This is a genomic window from Pandoraea pneumonica, assembly GCF_902459645.1.
Lineage (GTDB): Bacteria > Pseudomonadota > Gammaproteobacteria > Burkholderiales > Burkholderiaceae > Pandoraea > Pandoraea pneumonica.
Genome location: NZ_CABPSK010000001.1, coordinates 1,355,234 through 1,379,000 on the forward strand (window position 1 = coordinate 1,355,234; position 23,767 = coordinate 1,379,000).

At 62.0% G+C, this 23,767-nt stretch carries 20 protein-coding genes; 8 read left to right on the top strand and 12 right to left on the bottom strand.

The features are described 5' to 3' along the window. Positions 1-46: 46 nt before the first annotated feature. From PPN31114_RS05865 to PPN31114_RS05890, 6 genes are all read right to left on the bottom strand, one after another. Positions 47-1,087, bottom strand: a complete 1,041-nt coding sequence (locus PPN31114_RS05865) for an asparaginase (RefSeq protein WP_150678500.1) — start codon at positions 1,085-1,087, stop codon at positions 47-49. Between the two features lie 101 nt (positions 1,088-1,188). Further along, positions 1,189-2,127 carry a CysB family HTH-type transcriptional regulator gene (locus PPN31114_RS05870; protein WP_150678501.1) on the bottom strand — a complete coding sequence of 313 codons (939 nt, stop codon included), beginning with the start codon at positions 2,125-2,127 and terminating at the stop codon, positions 1,189-1,191. 120 nt (positions 2,128-2,247) lie between these two features. Continuing rightward, positions 2,248-3,324, bottom strand: a complete 1,077-nt coding sequence (locus PPN31114_RS05875) for a sulfate/molybdate ABC transporter ATP-binding protein (RefSeq protein WP_150678502.1) — start codon at positions 3,322-3,324, stop codon at positions 2,248-2,250. Positions 3,325-3,342: 18 nt separating this feature from the next. After that, complete coding sequence (gene cysW, locus PPN31114_RS05880) at positions 3,343-4,248, bottom strand: sulfate ABC transporter permease subunit CysW (RefSeq protein ID WP_150678503.1); 906 nt, start codon at positions 4,246-4,248, stop codon at positions 3,343-3,345. Between the two features lie 20 nt (positions 4,249-4,268). After that, on the bottom strand, positions 4,269-5,132 hold the full coding sequence (gene cysT, locus PPN31114_RS05885; protein WP_150678504.1) for a sulfate ABC transporter permease subunit CysT: 864 nt from the start codon (positions 5,130-5,132) through the stop codon (positions 4,269-4,271). A 32-nt stretch (positions 5,133-5,164) separates the two neighbouring features. After that, positions 5,165-6,196: a sulfate ABC transporter substrate-binding protein gene (locus tag PPN31114_RS05890; RefSeq protein ID WP_150678505.1), complete on the bottom strand. Its 1,032-nt coding sequence runs from the start codon at positions 6,194-6,196 to the stop codon at positions 5,165-5,167. 258 nt (positions 6,197-6,454) lie between these two features. Here PPN31114_RS05890 and lexA point away from each other — a divergent pair, with 258 nt between their 5' ends. Together lexA and PPN31114_RS05900 are read left to right on the top strand one after the other, a co-directional pair. Continuing rightward, on the top strand, positions 6,455-7,108 hold the full coding sequence (lexA, locus tag PPN31114_RS05895) for a transcriptional repressor LexA (protein WP_150678506.1): 654 nt from the start codon (positions 6,455-6,457) through the stop codon (positions 7,106-7,108). Positions 7,109-7,280: 172 nt separating this feature from the next. Beyond that, a complete protein-coding gene (locus PPN31114_RS05900) occupies positions 7,281-7,691 on the top strand; it encodes a hypothetical protein (RefSeq protein WP_150678507.1) in 411 nt (136 codons plus the stop codon). A 97-nt stretch (positions 7,692-7,788) separates the two neighbouring features. Here the strand turns inward: PPN31114_RS05900 and PPN31114_RS05905 are convergent, their stop codons facing one another. Together PPN31114_RS05905 and typA are read right to left on the bottom strand one after the other, a co-directional pair. After that, entirely contained in the window at positions 7,789-8,910 is a 1,122-nt protein-coding gene (locus PPN31114_RS05905; RefSeq protein WP_150678508.1) for an enoyl-CoA hydratase/isomerase family protein, read from the bottom strand. A 150-nt stretch (positions 8,911-9,060) separates the two neighbouring features. After that, a complete protein-coding gene (gene typA / locus PPN31114_RS05910; RefSeq protein ID WP_150678509.1) occupies positions 9,061-10,884 on the bottom strand; it encodes a translational GTPase TypA in 1,824 nt (607 codons plus the stop codon). A gap of 273 nt (positions 10,885-11,157) precedes the next feature. Here typA and PPN31114_RS05915 point away from each other — a divergent pair, with 273 nt between their 5' ends. The 4 genes from PPN31114_RS05915 to PPN31114_RS05930 all read left to right on the top strand — a co-directional run bounded on the left by PPN31114_RS05915 (position 11,158) and on the right by PPN31114_RS05930 (position 16,259). Beyond that, positions 11,158-11,703, top strand: a complete 546-nt coding sequence (locus PPN31114_RS05915; protein WP_370865833.1) for a MarR family winged helix-turn-helix transcriptional regulator — start codon at positions 11,158-11,160, stop codon at positions 11,701-11,703. 109 nt (positions 11,704-11,812) lie between these two features. After that, on the top strand, positions 11,813-13,333 hold the full coding sequence (locus PPN31114_RS05920; protein ID WP_150678510.1) for an efflux transporter outer membrane subunit: 1,521 nt from the start codon (positions 11,813-11,815) through the stop codon (positions 13,331-13,333). A 102-nt stretch (positions 13,334-13,435) separates the two neighbouring features. Beyond that, positions 13,436-14,671 (top strand): HlyD/EmrA/EmrK family protein, encoded by a 1,236-nt coding sequence (locus tag PPN31114_RS05925; protein ID WP_150678511.1) that lies wholly within the window; start codon positions 13,436-13,438, stop codon positions 14,669-14,671. 37 nt (positions 14,672-14,708) lie between these two features. Further along, positions 14,709-16,259: a DHA2 family efflux MFS transporter permease subunit gene (locus tag PPN31114_RS05930; protein ID WP_150678512.1), complete on the top strand. Its 1,551-nt coding sequence runs from the start codon at positions 14,709-14,711 to the stop codon at positions 16,257-16,259. A gap of 108 nt (positions 16,260-16,367) precedes the next feature. On the opposite strand, the gene PPN31114_RS05935 is transcribed toward PPN31114_RS05930, so the two are convergent. Further along, positions 16,368-17,321 (bottom strand): hypothetical protein, encoded by a 954-nt coding sequence (locus tag PPN31114_RS05935; protein WP_150678513.1) that lies wholly within the window; start codon positions 17,319-17,321, stop codon positions 16,368-16,370. Between the two features lie 443 nt (positions 17,322-17,764). On the opposite strand from PPN31114_RS05935, the gene PPN31114_RS05940 reads away from it, so the two are divergent. Continuing rightward, positions 17,765-18,259, top strand: a complete 495-nt coding sequence (locus PPN31114_RS05940; protein ID WP_150678514.1) for an acyl-CoA thioesterase — start codon at positions 17,765-17,767, stop codon at positions 18,257-18,259. A 292-nt stretch (positions 18,260-18,551) separates the two neighbouring features. Next, positions 18,552-18,761, top strand: a complete 210-nt coding sequence (locus tag PPN31114_RS05945; RefSeq protein WP_150678515.1) for a cold-shock protein — start codon at positions 18,552-18,554, stop codon at positions 18,759-18,761. 329 nt (positions 18,762-19,090) lie between these two features. On the opposite strand, the gene truB is transcribed toward PPN31114_RS05945, so the two are convergent. The 3 genes from truB to infB all read right to left on the bottom strand — a co-directional run bounded on the left by truB (position 19,091) and on the right by infB (position 23,750). Continuing rightward, a complete protein-coding gene (gene truB, locus PPN31114_RS05950; protein ID WP_150678516.1) occupies positions 19,091-20,080 on the bottom strand; it encodes a tRNA pseudouridine(55) synthase TruB in 990 nt (329 codons plus the stop codon). A 170-nt stretch (positions 20,081-20,250) separates the two neighbouring features. Next, on the bottom strand, positions 20,251-20,697 hold the full coding sequence (gene rbfA / locus PPN31114_RS05955) for a 30S ribosome-binding factor RbfA (RefSeq protein ID WP_150678517.1): 447 nt from the start codon (positions 20,695-20,697) through the stop codon (positions 20,251-20,253). An 83-nt stretch (positions 20,698-20,780) separates the two neighbouring features. Further along, entirely contained in the window at positions 20,781-23,750 is a 2,970-nt protein-coding gene (gene infB / locus PPN31114_RS05960) for a translation initiation factor IF-2 (RefSeq protein ID WP_150678518.1), read from the bottom strand. Positions 23,751-23,767 lie beyond the last annotated feature (17 nt).

A 23,767-nucleotide genomic window follows, 5' to 3' on the forward strand; every position in this document is an offset into this window, starting at 1 on the left:
CGCGAGTATTGCCTGCGAGCCATGGCGGCGATGCCGCCCGCCTCGATCAATACTCGTCGAACAAACTCTGCATACGATCGCGTTGCACGCCCGCCTGCAAGGCCAGCATCAGCAGCACACGGGCTTTGTAAGGATGCAGATTGCCTGCGCTGACAAAACCGTACTGATCGTCGGGGGCCGCACCGTTATGCATCACGTGGCCACTGCCCACCCGCGCCGCACGCACCACCGCTACGCCACGCTGCACCGCCTCGGCTAACGACTGTTGCAGCAGCGAATGCAGCGAGCCGTTGCCCGTGCCAGCCACCACGATGCCCTGCACGCCTGCCTCGACCAACGCGTCCACCGCAATGCGCGACACGCCCGCGTAGCTCGACACCACTTCCACCGCGGGCAACTCGCCCGACAGGCCGACGAACTCGCTCTCGACCGTGTGGTATTGCAGCGGCGCACGCTGGAAAGCGACGCGCTCGTCCTGCACCCAGCCGAGTACACCGATTTCCGGCGACTGGAACGCATCGACCGAATACGTGCTGGTCTTGATGACGTCGCGCGCGCAGTGAATCTGATTGTTGATCGCCACCAGCACGCCACGGCCCGCCGAAATCGGATCGGTAGCCACACGCACGGCGTTGAGCAGGTTGAGCGGCCCGTCGGCGGAGAGCGCCGTTGCCGGACGCATTGCCGCCGTGATGACCACCGGCTTGCGGCTGTTGACCGTCAGGTGAAGGTAATACGCCGTCTCTTCGAGCGTATCGGTGCCGTGGGTAATCACAGCGCCCGCCACGTCGGGCTGCGAGAGCAAGGCGTTCAGGCGTGCGGCGAGTTTTTGCCACAGCGAACAACTCATGTCCTTGCTATCGATCTGCGCGACTTGCTCGGCGTGAATATGCGCAATGCTGCCCAGCGCCGGCACGGCCGCGAGCAGGTCTTGTACACCGAGCGCTCCGGCCTGATAACCGGCCGTACGCGTCGCGTCGGCAGCGCTGCCGGCAATCGTGCCGCCCGTGGCGAGCAGCACAATGCGCGGCAATTCGCCCGCGGACACGGTGTAGTGAGGGGTCGGATTGAAAGAGGTCAAAGTCATGCCAGCGATTGTATCCAATACTGCCCCGGTTCCCAATCGCTGAACATCGATCCGGCCGCGCGCCCCGGCGCACGGCGCACACGGGCCGGGGAATTTTGATCTCAGGCCGCAAATTCCAGCGCTTCGCGCAGTTGCGTCGAGATTTCCTGCTCCTTGAGCGCCGGGGCAAGCATCTCGATAAATCGATACGCATACGAGCGCAGGAACGCGCCGCGACGCAGGCCGATACGCGTCGTGCTCGGCTCGAAGGCGTTCTCGAGTTCGAGCACGGCCAGATCTTGATCCTTGCGCGGGTCGACCGCCATCGCGGCCACGATGCCGATGCCAAGCCCGATTTCGACGTACGTCTTGATGACGTCCGTATCCAGTGCGGTCAGCACGATATCCGGCACCAGCCCCTGATCGGCAAACGCCTTGTCTACGTGCGAGCGGCCCGTAAAATCGCCGTCGTACGTGATGATCGGGTATTCGGCAATATCGGCGAGCGTAACGCTCGCGCGACCGACCAGCGGGTGGTCTTTCGGCACCACGGCCACGTGATGCCACGAGTAGCACGGGAACGTCACGATATCGGGGAAGCGATCGAGCGCCTCAGTGGTGATGCCGATATCGGCTTCGCCGTCGATAACCATCTGCGCGATCTGACGCGGGCTTCCCTGACGCAGCGCCAGATGCACCTTCGGGTACACGCTCGTGAATTGTTTGATGACTTGCGGCAGCGCGTAACGCGCTTGCGTGTGCGTCGTTGCCACGACGAGATGGCCGCTGTCCTGATCGGCAAACTGACGCGCCACGCGGCGCAGGTTTTCTGCGTCAAGCAGCATGCGCTCGATGAGTTGCAGCACGGCCTTGCCCGGCTCGGTCAGGCCCGTGAGACGCTTGCCGCGACGCACGAACACGTCGACGCCGAGTTCATCTTCGAGATCCTTGATCTGCTTGCTCACGCCCGACTGCGAGGTGTACAGCGCGCTCGCGGCTTCGGTCAGATTCAGGTTCTGCCGTACGGCTTCGCGCACGTAGCGCAATTGCTGGAAATTCATGGTGTGACTCCGCCCTATCGCTTGTTTGTTACGTCTGTCTAGTTTGTCTTTTACGGCTTATCGATTTTTTGTCTGCTGTCCCAGAGGCTGCGGGTTAGCCGCCTTCGCCTTCGCGAAGGCTCACGCCTGCGCCGAGAACACGCGCAACTGGCGCGGCACGGCGCGCAGCGGCTCACCCGCCGTCGCACCCAACGCTTGCCAACCCGAGCGCGTCAGTTCGGCTTCCCACACGGCGTCGCCCGGCGCGGCCAATTCCACGCGCACGGTGCCGCCCAGCGGGATGGCGCGACGTACCGACACGTCGATACCCGGGCCGCCATCGTGTGCGGGCAACAGCGTGAGATCGTGCGGACGGACATAGGCGATCGCGCGCCCGTCTTGCGGCAGTGCGGGCAGATCGTCGCGCGCCACGGTCACGCGGTACGCGCCCGCATCGGCAATAAAGTCGTGCGTCTGCAATTGGCCCGACAAACGGTTTGCCGCGCCGAGGAATTCATAGACGAACGCGCTCTCGGGCGTGTCGTACACGTCCTGCGGCGCACCGATCTGCTCGACCTTGCCCCGATTCATCAACACGATGCGGTCGGCCACTTCCAGCGCCTCTTCCTGATCGTGCGTGACGAAAATCGTGGTGATATGTAGCTCGTCGTGCAAGCGGCGCAGCCAACTGCGCAGTTCCTTGCGCACCTTGGCGTCGAGCGCACCGAACGGCTCGTCGAGCAGCAAAACCTTCGGCTCCACCGCCAGCGCACGCGCGAGGGCAATGCGCTGACGCTGCCCGCCCGAGAGTTCTGCCGGGTAGTGATCGGCCAGCCAGTCCAGTTGCACGAGACCGAGCAATTCGTGCACTTTGCTGCGAATCTGCGCGTCCGAGAGGCGATCGCTGCGCGACTTTACGCGCAGGCCGAACGCCACGTTCTCGAACACCGTCATATGACGGAACAACGCGTAATGCTGGAACACGAAGCCGACCTGACGCTCGCGCGTGCCCACGCTCGCGACATCCTCGCCGTTGAGCACGACGCGGCCTGCATCGGCAAATTCCAGACCGGCGACGATGCGCAGCAACGTGGTCTTGCCGCAACCGGACGGCCCGAGCAGCGCGACCAATTCGCCCGTGGGAAATTCGAGACTTACGTCGTCGAGCGCCGCAAAATCGCCGAATCGCTTCGAAACCTGTTGGACTTGAATGCTCATCTGTCTTGCTCCTCGATGTTAGGTTTCGGTCGCCTCGATCCGGCGGGCCGCTTTGTCTTGTGCCAGCTTGCGCTCGGCCCACAGCTTCAGGCCCAGCGTGGCGAGCGCCAGCAGCGCGAGAATCGATGCCGCCGCGAATGCGCCTACGGTGTGGTAATCGTTGTATTCAATCTCGACATGCAGCGGCAGCGTGTTCGTCTCGCCGCGAATGTGGCCCGAGACCACCGACACCGCGCCAAACTCGCCCATGGCCCGCGCGTTACACAGAATCACGCCGTACAACAGGCCCCATTTGATCTTCGGCAGCGTCACACGCGTGAACACTTGCCAGCCGCTCGCCCCCAGCACGCGGGCGGCCTCTTCTTCTTCACTACCCTGCGCCTGCATCAGCGGAATCAACTCGCGAGCGACGAACGGGAACGTGACGAACACCGTCGCCAGCACCAGCCCCGGCAACGCAAACACGATGCGCAGATTGTTCGCATCCAGCCAGTCCCACAGCGGCCCCTGACGGCCGAAAATCAGCAGGAACGTCATACCCGCAATCACAGGCGAGACCGAGAACGGCAAGTCGATGAGCGTGGTCAGCACGCTCTTGCCCTTGAAGTCGAAGCGCGCGATGGCCCACGAGGCAGCCACGCCAAACACCAAATTCAGCGGCACGGCGATCAACGCAATCAGCAACGTGAGGCGGATGGCGGACAACGCGTCGTCGTTGCTCAATCCGTCCCAATAAGCGCCGATGCCTTTGCCCAGCGCGGTGACGAACACCGACGCGAGCGGCAACACCAGAAACAACGCGAAAAACACCGGCGCCAGACCGATCAACACCACCTTGACGAGCCGGGGCTCGTCGGTCGGATCGGAACTGCGCACCTTCGGCACCTGCACCGCAGCGGCCGGGAGAGTTAGCGAATCGGACATGATCGAATCTTTCTCTGGAATCACACGCCGCTGGCGCGTCGGCCCGAATGACGGCGTTGCAGCCACCATTGCAGGGTATTGATGAGGAGCAGTAGCACGAACGAGATCACCAGCATCACTACGGCCAGTGCCGCCGCGCCTGCGTAATCGAACTGTTCGAGCTTGGTGACGATCAGCAGCGAGGTGATTTCCGAGACCATCGGAATGTTGCCCGCGATAAAGATCACCGAACCGTACTCACCGACCGCACGCGCAAACGCCAGTGCAAAGCCGGTCAGCAACGCCGGCAGCACCGCCGGGAGAATCACATGACGCACGGTCTGCCAGCGCGAGGCGCCAAGACAGGCCGCGGCCTCTTCCTGCTCGCGCTCGAACTCTTCGAGCACCGGTTGCAGCGTGCGCACCACGAACGGCAAGCCGATAAACGTCAGTGCCACGAAAATGCCCAGCGGCGTGAAGGCAATCTTGATGCCCAGCGGCTCGAACCAGCGGCCGACCCAACCGTTCGGCGCGTAGATGGCGGCGAGCACGATGCCAGCGACCGACGTCGGCAATGCGAACGGCAAGTCGACGAGCGCATCGACGATGCGCTTGCCGGGGAACGTGTAGCGCACCAGGACCCACGCCAGAATGAAACCGAACACGGCATTCAGCAGCGCGGCCGCCAGCGAGATGCCGAACGTGAGGCGGTACGACGCCAGCACGCGCGGCGAACTCACGGCGGTGACAAAACTCGCCCAATCGAGCGAGCTTGCCTTGATGAAGACCATCAGCAACGGCACCAGCACGACCAGACTCAGGTACGCCACGGTGTAGCCCATCGTCAGGCCGAAGCCCGGCAATGCACTCGGCTTACGCCAGATTGGAAACAGTGCGGTACTCATGCGATGGTCCCCTTCCTTCCTTTTTTCTGGAATTACTTCTTGGTGTAGATCTGATCGAAGATGCCGCCGTCGGCAAAGTGCTTGGCCTGCGTCTTCGTCCAGCCGCCCAGGTCGGCGTCAACCGTGTACAGCTTGAGCTTCGGATACTGCGACTCGTACTTCTTGGCGATTTCCGGTGAACGCGGACGATAGAAGTGCTTCGCGGCAATCTCCTGCCCTTGCGGCGAGTACAGCCATTGCAGATAGGCTTCGGCCGCCTTGCGCGTGCCGTGCTTATCGACGTTCTTGTCGACCACGGCCACCGGCGGCTCGGTCAGAATCGACGACGACGGCACCACGATGTCGAACTTGTCCGGACCGAGGTCCTTCACCGAGAGCAGCGCTTCGTTTTCCCACGCGATCAGCACGTCGCCGATACCGCGCTCGACGAACGTGGTGGTGGCACCGCGTGCGCCCGAGTCGAGCACGCCGACGTTCTTGTAGATCGCTTTGACGAAGTCCTGCGCCTTCTGCTCATTACCGCCCGGTGCCTTGAGCGCGAAGAGCCATGCGGCGAGGTAGTTCCAACGGGCACCGGCCGAGGTCTTCGGGTTCGGCGTCACGACGCTGATGCCCGGCTTGGCCAGATCGTCCCAATCCTTGATGTGCTTCGGATTGCCCTTGCGCACGAGCAACACGATGGTCGACGTGTACGGCGTGGCGTTGTCGGGCAGGCGCTTTTGCCAGTCTTTATTCACGAGACCGGCTTGAGCCAGTTCGTCGATGTCGGCAGAAATACCGAGCGTGACCACATCGGCCGGCGCGCCATCGAGCACCGTGCGGGCTTGCTTGCCCGAACCGCCGTGCGAGGCCTTCAGCGTGACCGTGTCACCCGTGGTTTGTTTGTAGTGCGCTTCGAACGCCTTGTTGTAATCGGCGTAAAGCTCGCGTGTCGGGTCGTACGACACGTTAAGCAGCGAAAAACTAGCCGCTTGTGCCTGCACCGTCATGCCAACGGTCAGTGCGATGGCGCCCAGTGCGGTCGCCAGCTTCTTAGCTTTCCATCCCCGTGCTGCAATGCTCATGACTTTCGCTCCTTTTTTGCTTACGTGTGGTAGGAGGCCAGTCTAGGGCGGCGGCTAAATAATTAAAAATAATCTTTTTGCTTTTGTTTATACCGGAATAAGGATTAGAGATTTTGTGCTGAGGGGCTGGGAGGCCCGGCACAGGTCGAGAATCCGGGCATTTCGCGGCGAATCTCATGGAGTACATGAAGTTTTCGCTTGCGTTTTTGGAACTACTGTACAAAAATACAGCCACCTGTGCTTCCATACAGTGATGCCATGATCAAACTTACCGCACGTCAACAGCAGGTCTACGAACTGGTTCGCCAGGCAATTGAACGCACCGGCTTTCCGCCGACGCGTGCCGAGATTGCCGCCGAGCTGGGCTTCTCTTCGGCCAATGCCGCCGAAGAACATCTGCGGGCGCTGGCGCGCAAGGGGGTGATCGAACTGGCCGCCGGGCAATCGCGCGGCATCCGCCTGAAGCGCCTCGACGAGGCAGGCGGCGCCCACCAGTTCACGCTGCCGCATATGGGCCTGATGCAACTGTCGCTGCCGCTCGTTGGGCGCGTGGCCGCAGGCAGCCCGATTCTGGCGCAGGAGCATATCGAGCGCAATTTTCAGTGCGATCCGAACATGTTCGCGCGCCAGCCCGACTATCTTCTGAAGGTACGCGGGATGTCGATGCGCGATGCCGGCATTCTCGACGGTGACTTGCTCGCCGTGCAGAAAGCTGCGGATGCGCGCGAAGGACAAATTGTCGTGGCGCGAATCGGCGACGACGTGACCGTCAAGCGCTTCCATCGCGTGAAAGGCGGTGTGGAGTTGATTGCCGAGAACCCGGACTTCGAGAACATCAATGTCGATGAAGGCAGTGGTGACTTTGCGCTGGAAGGGATTGCGGTCGGTCTGATCCGCAACAACGATCTCTAAGCGCAAGCCAAGGCGCGCGATGCGGTAGTCACGCGCGCCATTCCCTGACGATCAAGTAATGCTTGTTTGCGCCGGGCTGGGTCCGGCGCCCGTGCCCTGCTGCGCCTGCGATTTGTGAAGCGATGCGACAGGACACCTCTCTCCGACCCATATTGGAAGAAGGAAACGCATCATGGCTCGACTCTTTGGTTTGCTGCGCACGTCCCTCGGTCAACCGCGCGTTCGCACGGCTTCGACGCAAGCGCGTCTTTCGGCGGTGTATGGCTTGTCGGCCTTGTCCGGGCCATTCGCGTCCGCACCGGCGATCGCTCGCTCTTATACGGTGCCGGAGCGCAAGCGCAGTACTGCCCTGCCCCGCGCCATCGCTTCGGCCGTGACGTCGGCAGCCCGTCGTGCGTGTCCGGCCGCGAAAGCGGTGAAGGCATCGCGCAATGTCCGCGAGTTGCAGACACGGCGCGACGCCCATGACGACGTGCGTGTGTATCGCGACATGTCGCATATCGTGATGGTCGGCAGCATCGCCGACATCTGCCGCAAACTCGACGAGGCCGTCGGCGAGCGATTCTGTCAGGCGGCGGTGTAAGCAGCGCAAACGGTCGGCAGCGACAAGCGGCGTGAATGCATGCCGCCCGTCGGGCGCCTCATCATTCAGGCGCGCGACGTGTCGATGGCTTCGACGTTCACTCTCCCAACGTTGCTAACGGATGATCGGCAGCGCGACGTTCGCCATCGAAGAACCGTGCGACATCGGCCGGTTTGACCGCCTCGATGTTGGCGTGCTGCCAGCGCGGCGCGTGATCCTTATCGATGACGAGTGCGCGAATGCCCTCGACACCTTCGGCACCGGTACGTCCGTCGAGATTGAAGACGCAACGCATCATCAGCCACTCCTCGCGCAGGTCGTCGGCGAGCGACAGTTTGCGCGCACGCCGCACCTGCTCAAGCGTGACACACACCATCAACGGCGAGCGCTTGCTACGCAACAGATCTTCCGTTTCCTGCGCCCAACCGGCGTATTCGCAACGCGCTTCGCGTGCCAGCGAATGCAGGATCGCCTGGGCATCGCCATGACCGAAGTGCGTATCGATGACATCGCGCAGTGCGGCGAGTTTGCCCGGGGCGAGGCCCGCAGGCGGCAAACTTTCGCGCACGAAATTACGGGCAGCATCGAGCACGGCATCGCTGTCTTGCCAATCGCCGGTGGCCAGCAATTCGCATAGCGCAGGCAACGAAGCGCGCGGGATCACGCCATCGGCCAGACCGATCTCGCACGCGTCGACTGCACCGAACACCGTGCCCGTCATGCCGAGATATTCGCCAAGATGGCCCGCGAGATTGGCAAGGAAGAAACCGCCGCCAACATCGGGGAACAAGCCGATCGCCGTCTCTGGCATCGCCATGCGCGTGGCTTCGGTCACGATACGCAACGCCGCCCCTTGCGAGATGCCCATGCCACCACCCATCACCACGCCATCCATCAGCGCGATGTAGGGCTTCGGATACGTCGCGATCGTGTAGTTCAGCGTGTATTCGTCGGTGAAGAAATCCATGATGGCCGCCTTGCGGGCACCGCCTTCGCTCACGGCCTCGTGGAAGGCGCGAATATCGCCTCCCGCGCACAAGCCCTTCTCTCCCTCACCTTGCAAGACGACGCCCAACACTTGCGGATCGTCGCGCCACGTCTGCAATGCACTGGCGATCGCACGAATCATGTCGTGCGAGAGCGCATTAAGCGCTTTCGGGCGGGCGAGCGTGATAAAGCCGATACGGCCACGAACTTCGGTGCGAACAAATTCGGTCATGTCTGGCAAATGGGTATTGAGTCAAAAGGTATTGCGTCAATCGGACGGCGCAATAAAAAAGCCGGCGCTAAGCACCGGCTTTTTTTCCAACAAACTGGCATCGTCAGTGCGACCGGGAAACCCAGTCGCCTACCGAGCCTATCGCCGGGCTTACGACGCTTCGCGCGAAGCGCGCTTGCGCTCATGCTCGATCAGGTGACGCTTGCGCAGGCGAATCGTCTGCGGCGTGACTTCGACCAGTTCGTCGTCGTCGATGAATTCCACAGCGTATTCGAGGCTCATCGCGATCGGCGGCACCAGGCGCACGGCTTCGTCGGTACCCGACGCACGCACGTTCGTGAGCTGCTTGCCCTTGATCGGGTTGACCACGAGGTCGTTGTCGCGGCTGTGGATACCGATGATCATGCCTTCGTACAGGGCATCACCCGGCTTCACGAACATGCGACCACGATCTTGCAGCTTCCACAGTGCGTAGGCCACAGCATCGCCGTTGTCCTGCGAGATCAGCACGCCGTTACGACGCTCACCCAGCGAACCATCCTTGACCGGTGCGTAAGCATCGAAGATGTGGCTCATCAGGCCCGTACCACGGGTCATCGACAGGAAGTCGCCCTGGAAGCCGATCAGGCCGCGAGCCGGAATGCGGTATTCAAGGCGCGTACGGCCACGACCGTCCGACACCATGTCCAGCATTTCGCCCTTGCGACGACCGATTTCTTCCATGACACCGCCCTGGTGTTCGTCTTCCAGGTCGATGGTCAGCATTTCGTACGGCTCGTGCTTCACGCCGTCGATTTCCTTGATCACCACGCGCGGACGCGACACGGCCAGTTCATAGCCCTCACGACGCATGTTCTCGATCAGAATCGTCAGGTGCAGTTCGCCACGGCCCGACACTTCGAAGATCGAGTCGCTGTCGGTGTCCTTCACACGCAGCGCCACGTTGTGATTCAGTTCCTTGTCCAGACGGTCGCGGATCTGACGGCTCGTCACGAACTTGCCCTCACGGCCGGCGAGCGGCGACGTGTTCACGCAGAAGTTCATCGTGAGCGTCGGCTCGTCGACGGTCAGCAGCGGCAGCGCCTCGGGCGTATCCGCGTCGCAGATGGTCACGCCGATGCCCACGTCTTCAATACCGTTGATCAGCACGATGTCGCCGGCTTCGGCGCCTTCGTCCGACATCACGCGCTCCAGACCCTTGAAGGTCAGCACCTGATTGATCTTGCGCTTGAGAATTTCACCGTTCGGGCCCGAGCGCATCACAACTTGCTGGCCCGGCTTGACGCGGCCACGCGTGATACGGCCAATACCGATACGGCCGACGAACGTCGAGTAGTCGAGCGAGCTGATTTGCAGTTGCAGCGGTGCTTCCGGGTCTGCGTCGCGAACCGGCACGTGTTCCAGAATGGCGTCGAACAGCGGCTTCATCGTGCCTTCGCGCACATCCGAATCCAGGCTGGCGAAGCCGTTCAGGGCCGATGCGTAGACCACCGGGAAGTCGAGCTGCTCGTTGGTCGCACCGAGCTTGTCCATCAGGTCGAACGTCTGGTCGATGACCCAGTCCGGACGTGCGCCCGGACGGTCGATCTTGTTGACCACGACGATCGGCTTCAGACCGAGGCCCAGAGCCTTGCGGGTCACGAAACGGGTTTGCGGCATCGGGCCTTCGACGGCGTCGACGACCAGCAAAACGCTGTCGACCATCGAAAGCACACGCTCCACTTCACCGCCGAAGTCCGCGTGTCCCGGGGTATCGACGATGTTGATGTGCGTGCCTTCGTATTCGACGGCGCAGTTTTTGGCGAGGATCGTGATGCCGCGCTCTTTTTCGATGTCGTTCGAGTCCATCACGCGTTCAGCAACTTGCTGGTTTTCGCGGAAGGTGCCCGACTGGCGCAGCAGTTGGTCGACGAGCGTGGTTTTGCCGTGGTCGACGTGCGCGATGATGGCGATATTACGGAGAGCGCGGGTCATGAAAGGTGCTCGAAAAAAGCCTTTGGAGAATCCGCGATTCTACCACTTGCGCATGTCGCACGTCATGGCATTTCTGCGATGCAACAACGGCTTGCAGCATTGACACGCCTTCGTCACGAATTTTTCCACGCCATCCACCTTCCGCCGCGCACCAATTAGAGGCATGCATCTAATAGCGCGTGCAATATTTGCCTAGTCAACTATTGCATTGCCTTGATTTTTATTAAGTGGACGCTATAATCGTGACAAGTCAATTATTGCAGCATCACGAAAATGGCCGAACCACCCGCCACGCTTTCCGGTACCCAACCCGGTATGCAGCCCGATACGCCGCCGCCCGCGAACAGCGACGCGGCAAGCGTCACCGGCCCTGCCGACCCGCCTCGCAACGGTTACAACATCGACGACTCTCTCGGGTATTTGGTTGCCCGCGTGCGCCAACTGATCATGGCCGAGCTGACGAAGGAAACCTCGCAGTACGGGCTGACCAGCACGCAGGCCACCATGCTGTACAAGGTGGCGACGGGCAAAAGTAAGACGGCAGCCGATCTGGCGCGCGACTACTGTATAGATGCGAGCGCCGTGACCCGGCTGCTCGACCGGCTCGAAGCGCATGGTCTGCTGGTGCGCGAGCGCAGCAAGTCCGACCGCCGCACCGTCGACTTGAGTGCGACCGAGGCGGGCAACGCCATGGCCGACCGCATGCCGGACATTTTCGTGCGTGCCGCCGATCACCTGATGCGTGGCTTCTCCGTCGAAGAAGTGGGCTTTCTGAAGAGCCTCCTGCGGCGCGTCATTGCCAATGGAGAGAGCGGATAACCGCCGGAACCCCTCAAAAAACCTTGCCATGTCCACTATTGCACGGACTCGCAAGTGCCCGATTCCCCGATTATTGTCAGTAGAAGACTTCACTCGTAAAGGTTTTGCGATGAAAGCGGCCTCACCGTTCCTCCCGCGCCAGCGGGCCCGCTCAGCAATCTCCGCCCTTTGTTTGGCGGCAGTGACGCTGGGATTTGCCGGATGTGCGAATTTCGCCGGCATTCATAGCGACAAGCAGATCACCACGCCCGATCAGTACGAAACCCAGCGCAGCCTGCCCGCCGAGGGCGGTCAGTGGCCGGGCACCGACTGGGCCGCGCGTTTTGGCGATCCGCAGCTCGTCTCGCTCATTAACGAAGCGCTTGCGACCAACCCCGATCTGGCCGCTGCGGCTGCCCGTCTGAAGGCGGCGCAAGCCCAGACCGAAGGTGCCGCCGCTGCGTTGCTGCCGTCGGTCGGCTTCTCGGGCGATATCTATCGCGAGAAATTCACCGAAAACACCATTTATCCGCCGGGCTACGGCGGTACTTGGTTTACGCAAGGCGACCTGACGGCGTCGCTGTCGTGGGAACTCGATCTGTGGGGCAAGAACCGTTCGGCACGTCAACAGGCAACCAATGCCGAGCGCGCCGAGGAAGCCGAAGATCAAGAAGTGCGTCTCGCGCTCTCCACCGCCGTGGCCCGCTCGTACAACCAGCTTGCGCAGCAATACGCGCTGCACGACGTGCTGGAGCGCATCGGCAAGCAGCGCCAGAACCTCGGCAAGCTCACGAACGACCGCGTTCGCGCCGGTCTCGACACGCAAGTCGAGCAGAAGCAGGCGGAGAGCAATACGGCCGACGTCCAGACGCAACTCGCTCAACTCGATGGCCAGATTCTGATCACGCGCCACCAGCTTGGCGTGCTGCTCGGCAAGGGCCCCGATCGTGGGCTGGAAATCGAACGCCCGAAGCTCGCGCAACTGCCGACGCCCGCCCTGCCCGACAACCTTCCGCTTGCTCTCCTCGGCCGCCGCCCCGATGTGGTGTCGGCACGCTGGGGCGTCGAGTCCCAGTTGAAGGGTGTGGACGTTGCCAAGGCGCGTTTCTACCCGGATGTGAACCTCAACGCCGCGTTCGGCTTCTCGACCTTCGGGCTGGGCAAGCTGATCGATCCGTCGAGCCAGAACATTCAGGCCGGTCCGGTGATTTCGCTGCCGATTTTCGACGGCGGCCGTCTGCGCGCGAACCTCAAGGGTCAGTACGCCGCGTATGAAAGCGCTGTGGCGAACTACGACTCCACGCTCAATAAGGCACTTGGCGACATCGCCGACCGCATGTCGTCGATCCGTTCTGCCGATAAGCAGATGGTGTCGCAGCGTGTGGCGCAAGACGCCGCGCAGCGTGCTTACGATCTGGCCATCGACCGTTACAAAGCGGGCCTCACGCCGCAACTGACGGTGCTGACTGCCGAGTCGTCGCTGCTGGTGCAGGAGCAGACCCGCGTGAGCATCGAAGGCACGCGCCGCGACCAGCAAATTGGCCTGATCAAGGCACTGGGCGGCGGCTTCGATGCACAGGCGGCAGGTCTCGTCGTTGGGCAAGAGCGCCCGGCCAAGGCCGAGGGCGAAGCGCCCGCGCAAACCCGCTGACGCCAGCCCGCTTGCACGACATACGGCACGACAGATAGCACGCACAAGACACACAAGACATCACGTCAAAAAGCACATTGAGAGATTAGTACGGAGCGAATGATGAGCGAGAACCAACAACAAGCGCCTGCTGCACCGGCTCAGAGCAACGGCAAGCGCCGCCGCATGATGCTGACGCTGACGGCCGTGATTGCCATTGCGGCCATCGGCTACGGCGCCTACTACGCGCTTTACGCGCGTTACTACGAAGACACGGACGATGCGTACGTGGCGGGCAACGTGGTGCAGATCACGCCGCAGGTGGCCGGTACGGTCACGGGCGTGAAGGTCGACGACACGCAGATGGTCAAGGCAGGTCAGCCGCTGGTCACGCTCGACCAGACCGATGCCCGCGTGGCGCTGCTGAAGTCCGAAGCGAATTTGGCGCAAACGGTGCGTCAGGTGCGTACGTATTTCGTGAACAACGACGCCTACGCGGCGACCGTCTCGATGCGCGAGTCGGATCTGGCCAAGGCGCAGGCCGACGTGAAGCGTCGTGAGATGGCGATCGGTTCGGGCGCGGTGTCGCGCGAAGAACTGGCGCACGCCCAAGACGCCGTGAAGTCGGCACAAGCCGCCCTTGAGCAAGCCCGTGCGCAATTGGTGTCGAACAAGGCGCTGACCGACAAGACCTCGGTCACCACGCATCCGAACGTGCAGCAGGCGGCGGCGCAAGTGCGCGCGGCGTACCTCGACTACGCACGTACGTCGATCCCCGCCCCGGTGGACGGCTATGTGGCCAAGCGTTCGGTGCAAGTCGGCCAACGTGTGGCGACGGGTGCGCCGCTGATGGCGCTGGTGCCGCTCAACGAAGTCTGGGTCGATGCCAACTTCAAGGAAGTGCAGATTGCGCATATGCGCGTGGGTCAGCCGGTGACGCTCACGGCCGACGTCTATGGCTCGGCAGTCGAATACAAGGGCACGGTCGCCGGTTTCTCGGCGGGTACGGGCAGCGCCTTCTCGCTGTTGCCGGCGCAGAACGCCACGGGTAACTGGATCAAGGTGGTGCAGCGTCTGCCGGTGCGTATCGCGCTCGACCCGAAGCAATTGCAAGAGCATCCGCTGCGTGTCGGCCTGTCGATGCAAGTGAAGGTGAACGTGCGTAACACCGACGGCAAGGAACTGGGCGAAGCGCCGACGTTGCCGGTGTATTCGACCGACGTGTACGACAAGGTCGGTCACGACGCCGACGACATCGTGGCAAAGATCATTACCGAGAACGCTGGCGCGGCTGCGGGTTCGGGCGCTGCCGGTGCCAACGACACGCGCAACCAACCCGCTCGCGCGCGTCCCCTGTAAATCGGAGGGGGGTGCCCCCCACCCCCTTTGACATCTCATGGCAACTCAAAACGCTCCTGGCCCCCTGTCGGGGGGCCAGCTGGTACTCGGCACGATCGCGCTGTCGCTCGCCACGTTCATGAACGTGCTCGACACGTCGATTGCCAATGTGTCCATCCCTGCCATTTCCGGCGACCTCGGTGTGTCGTCGAGTCAGGGCACGTGGGTGATTACGTCGTTCGCCGTCGCTAACGCCATTTCGGTGCCGCTCACGGGCTGGCTGACCGAGCGCTTCGGCGCGGTGCGTCTGTTCATCACGTCGATTCTGTTGTTCGTGCTGGCGTCGTGGCTGTGCGGTATGGCGCCGACGCTAGAAATTCTGCTCGCGGCGCGTGTGTTGCAGGGCGCCGTGGCTGGCCCGATGATTCCGCTGTCGCAATCGCTGCTGCTCTCGAGCTATCCACCGGCCAAGAGTTCGATGGCCCTTGCGTTATGGGGCATGACGACGCTCGTCGCCCCCGTGATGGGGCCGATTCTCGGCGGCTGGATTTCCGACAACTACCACTGGCCGTGGATTTTCTACATCAACATTCCGGTGGGTATTGCCGCTGCGTATGTGACGTGGATGATTTACAAGAAACGTGAAACCCCAACGCAGCGCAAGCCAATCGACACGATCGGGCTCTCGTTGCTGGTGATTTGGGTCGGCTCGTTGCAGGTGATGCTCGACAAGGGCAAGGAACTCGACTGGTTCAACTCGGGCACGATTGTCGCGCTGGCGCTGGTCGCACTTGTGGCGTTCTGCTTCTTCGTCATCTGGGAGATCACCGAGAAGCATCCGGTGGTGGATCTGACGCTGTTCAAGCGGGTGAACTTCACGGGTGGCGTGGTCGCGATTTCGGTCGGCTACGGCTTGTTCTTCGGGAATCTGGTGATTCTGCCGCAGTGGCTGCAAATCTATCTCGGCTACACGGCGACGGAGGCCGGGCTGGTGATGGCGCCGGTGGGCTTATTCGCGATTATCTTGTCGCCGATTATCGGCAAGACGCTGCCCAAGCTCGATGCCCGCTGGGTGGTGACCGTGTCGTTCCTGCTGTTTGCGCTGGTGTTCGTGATGCGTTCGCACTTCAACACGCTGGTGGATACGCGCACGCTGATGATTCCGACGTTCTTGCAGGGCGTGCCGATGTCGATGTTCTTCATCCCGCTCACGGCCATCATCTTGTCGGGGCTGCCGGCGCACCGTATTCCGGCGGCGGCGGGCTTGTCGAACTTCGTGCGGATTACGTGTGGCGCGGTGGGCACGTCGATTGCGACGACGGTGTGGGACAACCGCATCACGCTGCACCATGCGCAGTTGACCGAGCATCTGACGCCGTACGACGCGACGTTCAACGATTCGGTGCAGACGCTGAATCAGCTTGGCATGTCGACGCCGCAGGCCCACGGTTACATCGACCGCATCGTGACGCAGCAGTCTGCGATGCTTGGCGCGAACGACATTTTCTGGATCTCGGCGCTGTTGTTCGTGCTGATGATCGCGATGGTGTGGATCACGCGCCCGATTCGTGGCGGCGGTGGCGGCGACGCTGCGGCAGGGGCGCACTAAATGCTGCACTAACGCCCACCCCGGGAAACCTTCTTCCCCCCGAGTGCCCGGCCCTGCTCTGTACTACCGGGCACTTCTTGAACCCCGCTACGGTTAGCGGGGTTTTTTTCATTCCAGAGCGGCCCCAGCTGCATTGCGTAATTCGACGATGACGCTTTCCAGCTCCGCGGGCGAGAAGTAAGCAGCGTGGTAATGATCGAAAGCGATCTCAGACCCCGCCGCGACCGCCATGGCCCCCGCACTCAAACCCTCGAGCCACTTATAGAAGTCTTGCAGGCCCTTAGGCAGGTTGGGGTCATCGCAGGTGAACGGTAAGCGAGCGATAAGGACGATGAGCAGGCCTGCTGACGCCAAACGAATTCTCCGGGCGAGTTGCTTCTGCCAATTCGGATCGTCATGCAGTGCCAGGCCGTCGCGCAATTTATTGAGCACGGTCACGAGCATGCCTGCGCGTTTGTGCGGCATCGATGCTAGCGCCGCGCCACCACCCGCCATGTCGAGTGGCCCCAACGCAGCCTGCAATTGTCCGAACACGCCACAGTTGTTCATCCACGCGATGACATTCGCGACGCTATCGCCCTGAAACGGCAGGGTGCCCGGTTTGGTCAATTCAACCGTCCAGCATAGGAGGTCGCCAAGTGCGAGCAACGCAAAGTAGGGAGCCACCATCGTCTGCGGCGTGAATATGGCGTTCTCTACGGTAAGTGTCGGACTGTCGGCAACGCATTCAAGCCCTGTGCACAAGACGTCAGCGGCATAGCCCGCTGTCGGCGGCAACGCCGTCGTCATGATCGCGGCCAATGCCGCGCGCGCCCGGAAATAATCTGGCGCGAAGAAAGGCGCTGCGGAGCAGGCCGTCAGCCCTAAAAAGCTCGCCAGGTGCGCTGCCAACAGCCCCACTCCCCCCATACCGAAATCGACTGGCCCTCGCGCGACCGTGGGGGCTGAATGCTCGACCTCCCCCATCTCGATGCATGTATCGGTAGACGCCGCCTGTGTTCGCTCGATATCCATACGCAGTTGCATCGCATGCAATTCCGCGATCTGCAACTCGATCTGCAACCCAGCGAGATGTAGGCCATCGCTTGCCTGGCTATCTGGGTCAGGAGCCGCCCCCAATGAATCGGGGTTTGCCGGTGTATCGCCGCCGCTTGCGGGCAAGTGCGAAGTCGGCAACTGCGGCAAGGGACGATACATCGCGCCAGTGATCGACTGCATTTGGAGCACCTCTTGTTGTCGGCCTTGCGTGCCATGGCACGTGATAGGCCCTAGAGAAAGGCGATGCTCCGGCGAATCATTGCGCCGCACCTGCTTCGTACGCATCGACGAGGCTGAATGTCATCACGGCACCCATGCGAGCGCCTTTCAAATTTGGCTCACTGTCGAATTTCACGCGTTGGCGCGCATTTTGCGCATTCGCAGTATCATCGGCATCTCAGTCGGTGCGAACGCCCTGCAATGGGCGACATCCGACGGGACATTTCCCCAGCAAAATCCGTAAAAACATGAATACGCCGCAAAACCAGAGCGACCGCTCCGAGATCACCTTCCGTTTCCTGGCCGAACCGGCTGCCGTCAATTTTGGCGGGAAGGTGCACGGGGGTTCCTTGATGAAATGGATCGACGAGGTGGCCTACGCTTGCGCTGCCACGTGGTCCGGTCGCTACTGCGTGACGGTCAGCGTGGGCAATATTCACTTCCACCGCCCGATTCTCGTCGGCAATCTCGTGGAACTGCGCGCGCGTATCGTGGCCACCGGGCGTACCAGCATGCACATCCACGTTTCGGTTCACGCCGGAGACCCGAAGTGGGGTGAATTGCGCCAAACCACCGACTGTTTGATGGTCTTCGTCGCCGTGGACGAGAGCAACCACCCGGTTAGCGTGCCGTCTTTCGAGCCGAAGACTGATGAGCAGAAGGCGCTGGCCAAGTACGCCATGGACGTTAAGGCCGCACTGGGCGCTATCGACGCGATGAAGCCAGAGAACGTCACGAACTAATTCCCGCATCGCTCATTCCGGCGGCTGACCCTGGCAAACGCTTGCGGTCGGCCGCCGCGCCGTCCCCCTCCCCGCCTCCCCCTGTTTAGTCGTTCCGGCACGCGACCGCCTGTCAACGGTGCGGGGAGCGTGTGTGCCAAAGCACCACTACGATGCCGCCCGGAAGACACCTGACTATGTGCTTGGCACGATGAGTCCGGTCGAGCGCCAAGGGACCTGTCAACGTTGACAGTTATCGGCGGTGGCGTGTGGTGCTTCAATGGGCACTGGGCGATGTCCAAAGGAGAGAGAAATGGCACAAGGCAAAGTCAAATGGTTCGATAGCGGCAAGGGCTACGGCTTCATTGCGCCGGACGATGGGAGTGACCAGGTATTTTTTCACTTTTCCTCGATTATTGGCGATGGCGAGAAGAGTCTCGCGGATAACACGCCGGTGGAATACGAGGTATCGAGAAGCCCGAAGGGCTTGCAGGCTCATCAGGTCCAGGTTCGCTCAACGTGAGCCGGGTGGCGTTGGGCGCAGAGAATCGCCGCTGAGATATCGAGGGTCACGGCGCCCGTCCCCAGCAGATGCGAAGCACGTGGGGATGGGTGTCGGGGCCCTCAGCGTTGGAGTCGGCGGTGTCGACGAAATGGAGAGTGGTGCGGGGGTTGGAGAGGTTGAGACGGGAGTGGTGTCGACGGAGTGCGGGGGGGTGACGAGCCGTCGGGGCGACTCCCCGTTTTCCAAAGCGAATTTCGTGGAGCGACGAAAACGGGGAGTTGTTCCGGCGGCCGACCGCGGGCGGTGGTGCGGGTCAGGCGCCGGAATGCCTAGAGGAATGAAGCGCGTTATTGGGTCTTCAGCAGGCGTTGTGGAGTGAGCAGCGCCTCGCTATCCAAACGAGCCACGCCGAGCAGCCGAGCAGCGACATCGCCGGAAGCTTCCGCATAGACTTTCACTTCGATACCGCCCTCATGCGACAGTGCGCAGGTGCGCAGCGTTTGCGGGCAGCGGGCTTCATCGAGACGCAGGCGTTGGCCATGGCCGAAGCGTGTAGCGAGCGTATCGTCGAGCCACACCGTCGGCAGCGTCTTGAGTAGCGCGTCGACAGGGGCAAGCTTTTCCACGCGTTGGGGTTGGTCAATTGCGCTGAGGTCTTCCAGCGTTACCGCGCCATCGAGGGTGAGCGGGCCAACCGCCGTGCGGCGCAGCGCACGCAGATGGGCACCACAGCCCAGCGCTTCACCGATGTCTTCCGCCAGCGTACGCACGTACGTGCCTTTGCTGCACGTCACGCGAAACGTGAATTCCGGCGCGTCGGGCAGCGAGCACTCCAGCAGTTCCAGCGAATGAATCGTGATATCACGCGCTTCGCGCTCGACCGTCTGCCCAGCACGTGCGTACTCGTACAGCGGTTTCCCATCGCGTTTGAGCGCCGAATACATCGGCGGGACTTGCGAAATCGGCCCGGTGAATTGCGGCAGCACTGCGCGAATGGCGGCTTCATCGACCGTCACGTCGCGGGTTAGCAGCACCTCGCCTTCCGCGTCGCCTGTCGTCGTCGTTTCGCCGAGTCGCACACGCGCCTCGTACGTCTTATCGGCTTCGAGCAAATCCTGGGAAAACTTGGTCGCTTCACCGAAGCATAGCGGCAGCAAACCGGTTGCCAACGGGTCAAGCGTGCCAGTGTGGCCAGCCTTCAACGCTTGCAGCAAACGCTTTGCCTTGATGAGCGCGTCGTTAGAAGACAGGCCCAACGGCTTGTCCAATAGCAACACGCCATCCAGCGCGAATCGGGGAAGTTTTTGGCGGGGTGCCTGCGAACGCGGGTCCGTCATGGTGCGGGAGTGCTTGAGAGTGTCGTGGAGAGTCGTCCGCCTCGCTGCGCTTCGAGTGTCAGCAGGCACAGCGGACTAGCGGACTTGCGGACAGAGCGAACATAGCGAACGTTGTGCACCGCCGGACCGATTTGCGGCAGTCCGGCGTGCAGCGTCGTTCGACCGGCCGCTTACTTGCGGTCGTCGTGCTTGTCTTGTTCGGCGTCGTCGCCGGCGTCGCTTTCATCGCTGCCGCCTTCGGCGTCAGCTTCTTCCTTCGCACGCGTGGCGTTCGCGGTGTCGATGAGGCGCGACATTTCGATCGCACGTTCGATCGATTGGTCGAAATGGAAATGCAGCGTCGGCACCGTGTGAATGTGCAATCGCTTGAACAGCATGTTGCGCAGGAAACCGGCCGCTTCGTTGAGCGCTTCGCCCGTTTGCTTGGGGTCGCCCGTGAGCGTGGTGTAGTACACCTTCGCGTGCGCGTAATCGGGCGTGACTTCCACGCTTTGCAGCGTCACCAGACCGATACGCGGGTCTTTCACTTCACGCTGAATCAGCTCCGACAAGTCGCGCTGAATCTGATCGTTGATGCGCAGATTGCGACCGCCCGGAATGTTACGTTTCTTTGCCATGACTCACTCGCTAGTAATGCAATGGCCCACCCCACCGGTTTCCCGGCTTGGTGGGCCATTCCACATCCGTTGTACGTTGCGTATTACAGCGAACGCGCAACTTCCGTGATTTCGAACGCTTCCAGTTGGTCGCCTTCCTGGATGTCGTTGAAGTTCTTCACCGACAGACCGCACTCGAAGCCCTGCTTGACTTCCTTGACGTCGTCCTTGAAGCGCTTGAGCGAATCCAGCTCGCCCGTGAAGATGACCACGTTCTCGCGCAGCACTCGCACATGCGACGAGCGCTTGACGAAACCGTCGAGCACCATACAACCGGCAACCGTACCCACCTTCGGCACGCGGAACGTCTGGCGCACTTCGACCATACCGGTGATTTCTTCCTTCTTCTCCGGGGCCAGCATGCCCGACATTGCCGCCTTCACCTCATCCACTGCGTCATAGATGATGTTGTAGTAACGAATGTCGATACCGTTCGATTCGGCCAGCTTGCGAGCCAATGCATCGGCACGCGTGTTGAAGCCGATGATGACCGCCTTCGAAGCCGTCGCCAGGTTGACGTCGCTTTCGCTGATGCCACCCACCGCAGCGTGCACGATCTGCACACGCACTTCCGGCGTCGAGAGCTTGTTGAGCGACTGCGCCAATGCTTCCTGCGAACCCTGCACGTCTGCCTTGATGATGAGGGGCAGCGTCTTGACTTCGCCTTCGGCCATTTGCTCGAACATGTTCTCGAGCTTCGCGGCTTGTTGCTTGGCCAGCTTCACATCGCGGAACTTGCCCTGACGGAACAAAGCGATTTCACGTGCCTTGCGCTCGTCTTGCACCACCAGCACTTCTTCACCAGCGCCCGGCACTTCCGACAGACCCTGAATTTCCACAGGGATCGACGGACCGGCTTCCTTCGCGTTCTTGCCCGTTTCGTCGAGCATGGCGCGCACGCGGCCATAAGCCTGACCAGCCAGCACCATGTCGCCACGCTTGAGCGTGCCCGACTGCACCAGAATCGTTGCGACCGGACCCTTACCCTTATCGAGCTTGGCTTCGATCACGATACCCTTTGCCGGGGCATCTTCCGGTGCCTTCAGTTCCAGCACTTCGGCTTGCAACAGCACGTTCTCGAGCAGATCGTCGATACCCGTACCCGTCTTGGCCGACACCGGCACGAACGGCGAATCGCCACCGTACTCTTCCGGCACCACGCCCTCGGCCACGAGTTCCTGCTTCACGCGGTCGGCGTTGGCTTCCGGCTTATCGATCTTGTTGATCGCCACCACGATCGGCACACCAGCCGACTTCGCGTGAGCGATAGCTTCCTTCGTCTGCGGCATCACGCCGTCGTCGGCCGCCACCACCAGAATCACGATGTCCGTTGCCTGTGCACCGCGAGCACGCATGGCCGTGAAGGCCTCGTGACCCGGGGTATCGAGGAACGTCACCGTACCGCGCGGCGTTTCAACGTGATACGCACCGATGTGCTGCGTAATACCGCCGGCTTCGCCCGACGCCACCTTGGCGCGACGGATGTAGTCCAGCAGCGAGGTCTTGCCGTGGTCGACGTGACCCATCACGGTCACCACCGGCGGACGCGGCACGGCTTCGGCAACCGAAGCTTCGTTGCCCAGGTCCAGCAGCGTTTCCGGATCGTCCAACTTCGCAGCGATCGCGCGGTGGCCAAGTTCTTCCACCACGATCATGGCCGTTTCCTGATCGAGCACCTGATTGATGGTCACCATCTGGCCCATCTTCATCATCAACTTGATGACTTCGGCAGCCTTGACCGCCATCTTGTGCGCCAGGTCGGCAACGCTAATCGTTTCCGGCACGTGCACGTCACGCACGATCGGCTCGCTCGGCGCCTGGAACTGATTGTCCTGCGCATGACGGTCGCCACGACGGCCGCCACGGCCACCGCCACGCCAGCCATCCGAACCACCGCTCGTGTCGCCGCGCGTCTTCATACCACCGCGCTTGTTGCGGTTGTCGGCATCCTTCTGCCAAGCGCCCGGCTTCTTGTCCTTCTTGTCCGCATTGGCGGTCGTCGAAGGCGCTGCCGTCGTTGCCGGCTTCTTGTCTGCCGGCTTGGCCGACGTCGAACCTTCCGGCTTCGCAGGCTTGTGCAGCGTGCCCTTGGCTTCCGGCTTGGCAGCCGGTGCGGCCGCAGCAGCAGGTGCCGGCTCCGGTGCCTTCAGCACGCGGCGCGGGGCATTCATCATTTCGCGAATCGCGCGTGCTTCGGCTTCGGCCGCGGCACGACGCTTGCGAATCGCTTCCTCTTCGGCACGCGCCTTGTCAGCCGCAGCACTCGCCTTTTCGGCAGCCGCACGCGCTTCTTCGCTGGCCTTGCGGGCCTGCTCGCGCTCGGCGTCCGCCTTGGCGGTCGCAGCCTTCTCGGCTTGCTGAGCAGCTTCTTGCTTTGCCTGCTCGGCCTTTTCAGTCTCGGCTTGCGCAGCCTTGTCAGCTTCGACATCGGCCTTAGCCTCTGCCTTCGCTTCCAACTTGGCTTGCGCTTCGGCGGCCGCCTTCGCCGCCGCAGCAGCGCGCTCCGCTTCTTCACGGGCACGACGCTCAGCCGCTTCCTTCTCTTCACGCTCGCGGCGCTCGGCCTCTTCGCGCTCGAGTTGTTCCTGGCGCAGCTTCAGCTCCGCAGCCTCGGCGGCAAGACGCTCCGCCTCACGGCGTGCGTCTTCCTCGCGCTGGCGCAGCGCTTCGTCTTCGGCCGAAGCCGCAGCGTTCTCACCGCCTTCTGCGACATCGTCGCGCTTGACGAAAGTACGCTTCTTGCGGACTTCAACCTGAATCGTCCGCGCCTTACCGGTCGCGTCGGCTTGCTTGATTTCCGAGGTCTGGCGACGCGTCAGAGTGATCTTCTTTTTGTCGCCGTCGCCAGCGCCGTGCGATCGGCGCAGGTGTTCCAGCAAACGGGCCTTGTCGGCTTCCGTTACCGAATCGTCGGCGCTGAGTTTGTCCACACCGGCGGCTTTGAGTTGCTCCAGCAACACGCCGGCCGGCATTTTCAGTTCTTCAGCAAATTGGGCTACGTTGATGCTCGCCATTCAAACCTCTTCAAGCA

Coding starts and splice junctions, on each gene's coding strand:
- PPN31114_RS05865 (WP_150678500.1), bottom strand. CDS start 1,087: ATGACTTTGACCTCTTTCAATCCGACCCCTCACTACACCGTGTCCGCG.
- PPN31114_RS05870 (WP_150678501.1), bottom strand. CDS start 2,127: ATGAATTTCCAGCAATTGCGCTACGTGCGCGAAGCCGTACGGCAGAAC.
- PPN31114_RS05875 (WP_150678502.1), bottom strand. CDS start 3,324: ATGAGCATTCAAGTCCAACAGGTTTCGAAGCGATTCGGCGATTTTGCG.
- cysW (WP_150678503.1), bottom strand. CDS start 4,248: ATGTCCGATTCGCTAACTCTCCCGGCCGCTGCGGTGCAGGTGCCGAAG.
- cysT (WP_150678504.1), bottom strand. CDS start 5,132: ATGAGTACCGCACTGTTTCCAATCTGGCGTAAGCCGAGTGCATTGCCG.
- PPN31114_RS05890 (WP_150678505.1), bottom strand. CDS start 6,196: ATGAGCATTGCAGCACGGGGATGGAAAGCTAAGAAGCTGGCGACCGCA.
- lexA (WP_150678506.1), top strand. CDS start 6,455: ATGATCAAACTTACCGCACGTCAACAGCAGGTCTACGAACTGGTTCGC.
- PPN31114_RS05900 (WP_150678507.1), top strand. CDS start 7,281: ATGGCTCGACTCTTTGGTTTGCTGCGCACGTCCCTCGGTCAACCGCGC.
- PPN31114_RS05905 (WP_150678508.1), bottom strand. CDS start 8,910: ATGACCGAATTTGTTCGCACCGAAGTTCGTGGCCGTATCGGCTTTATC.
- typA (WP_150678509.1), bottom strand. CDS start 10,884: ATGACCCGCGCTCTCCGTAATATCGCCATCATCGCGCACGTCGACCAC.
- PPN31114_RS05915 (WP_370865833.1), top strand. CDS start 11,158: ATGGCCGAACCACCCGCCACGCTTTCCGGTACCCAACCCGGTATGCAG.
- PPN31114_RS05920 (WP_150678510.1), top strand. CDS start 11,813: ATGAAAGCGGCCTCACCGTTCCTCCCGCGCCAGCGGGCCCGCTCAGCA.
- PPN31114_RS05925 (WP_150678511.1), top strand. CDS start 13,436: ATGAGCGAGAACCAACAACAAGCGCCTGCTGCACCGGCTCAGAGCAAC.
- PPN31114_RS05930 (WP_150678512.1), top strand. CDS start 14,709: ATGGCAACTCAAAACGCTCCTGGCCCCCTGTCGGGGGGCCAGCTGGTA.
- PPN31114_RS05940 (WP_150678514.1), top strand. CDS start 17,765: ATGAATACGCCGCAAAACCAGAGCGACCGCTCCGAGATCACCTTCCGT.
- PPN31114_RS05945 (WP_150678515.1), top strand. CDS start 18,552: ATGGCACAAGGCAAAGTCAAATGGTTCGATAGCGGCAAGGGCTACGGC.
- truB (WP_150678516.1), bottom strand. CDS start 20,080: ATGACGGACCCGCGTTCGCAGGCACCCCGCCAAAAACTTCCCCGATTC.
- rbfA (WP_150678517.1), bottom strand. CDS start 20,697: ATGGCAAAGAAACGTAACATTCCGGGCGGTCGCAATCTGCGCATCAAC.
- infB (WP_150678518.1), bottom strand. CDS start 23,750: ATGGCGAGCATCAACGTAGCCCAATTTGCTGAAGAACTGAAAATGCCG.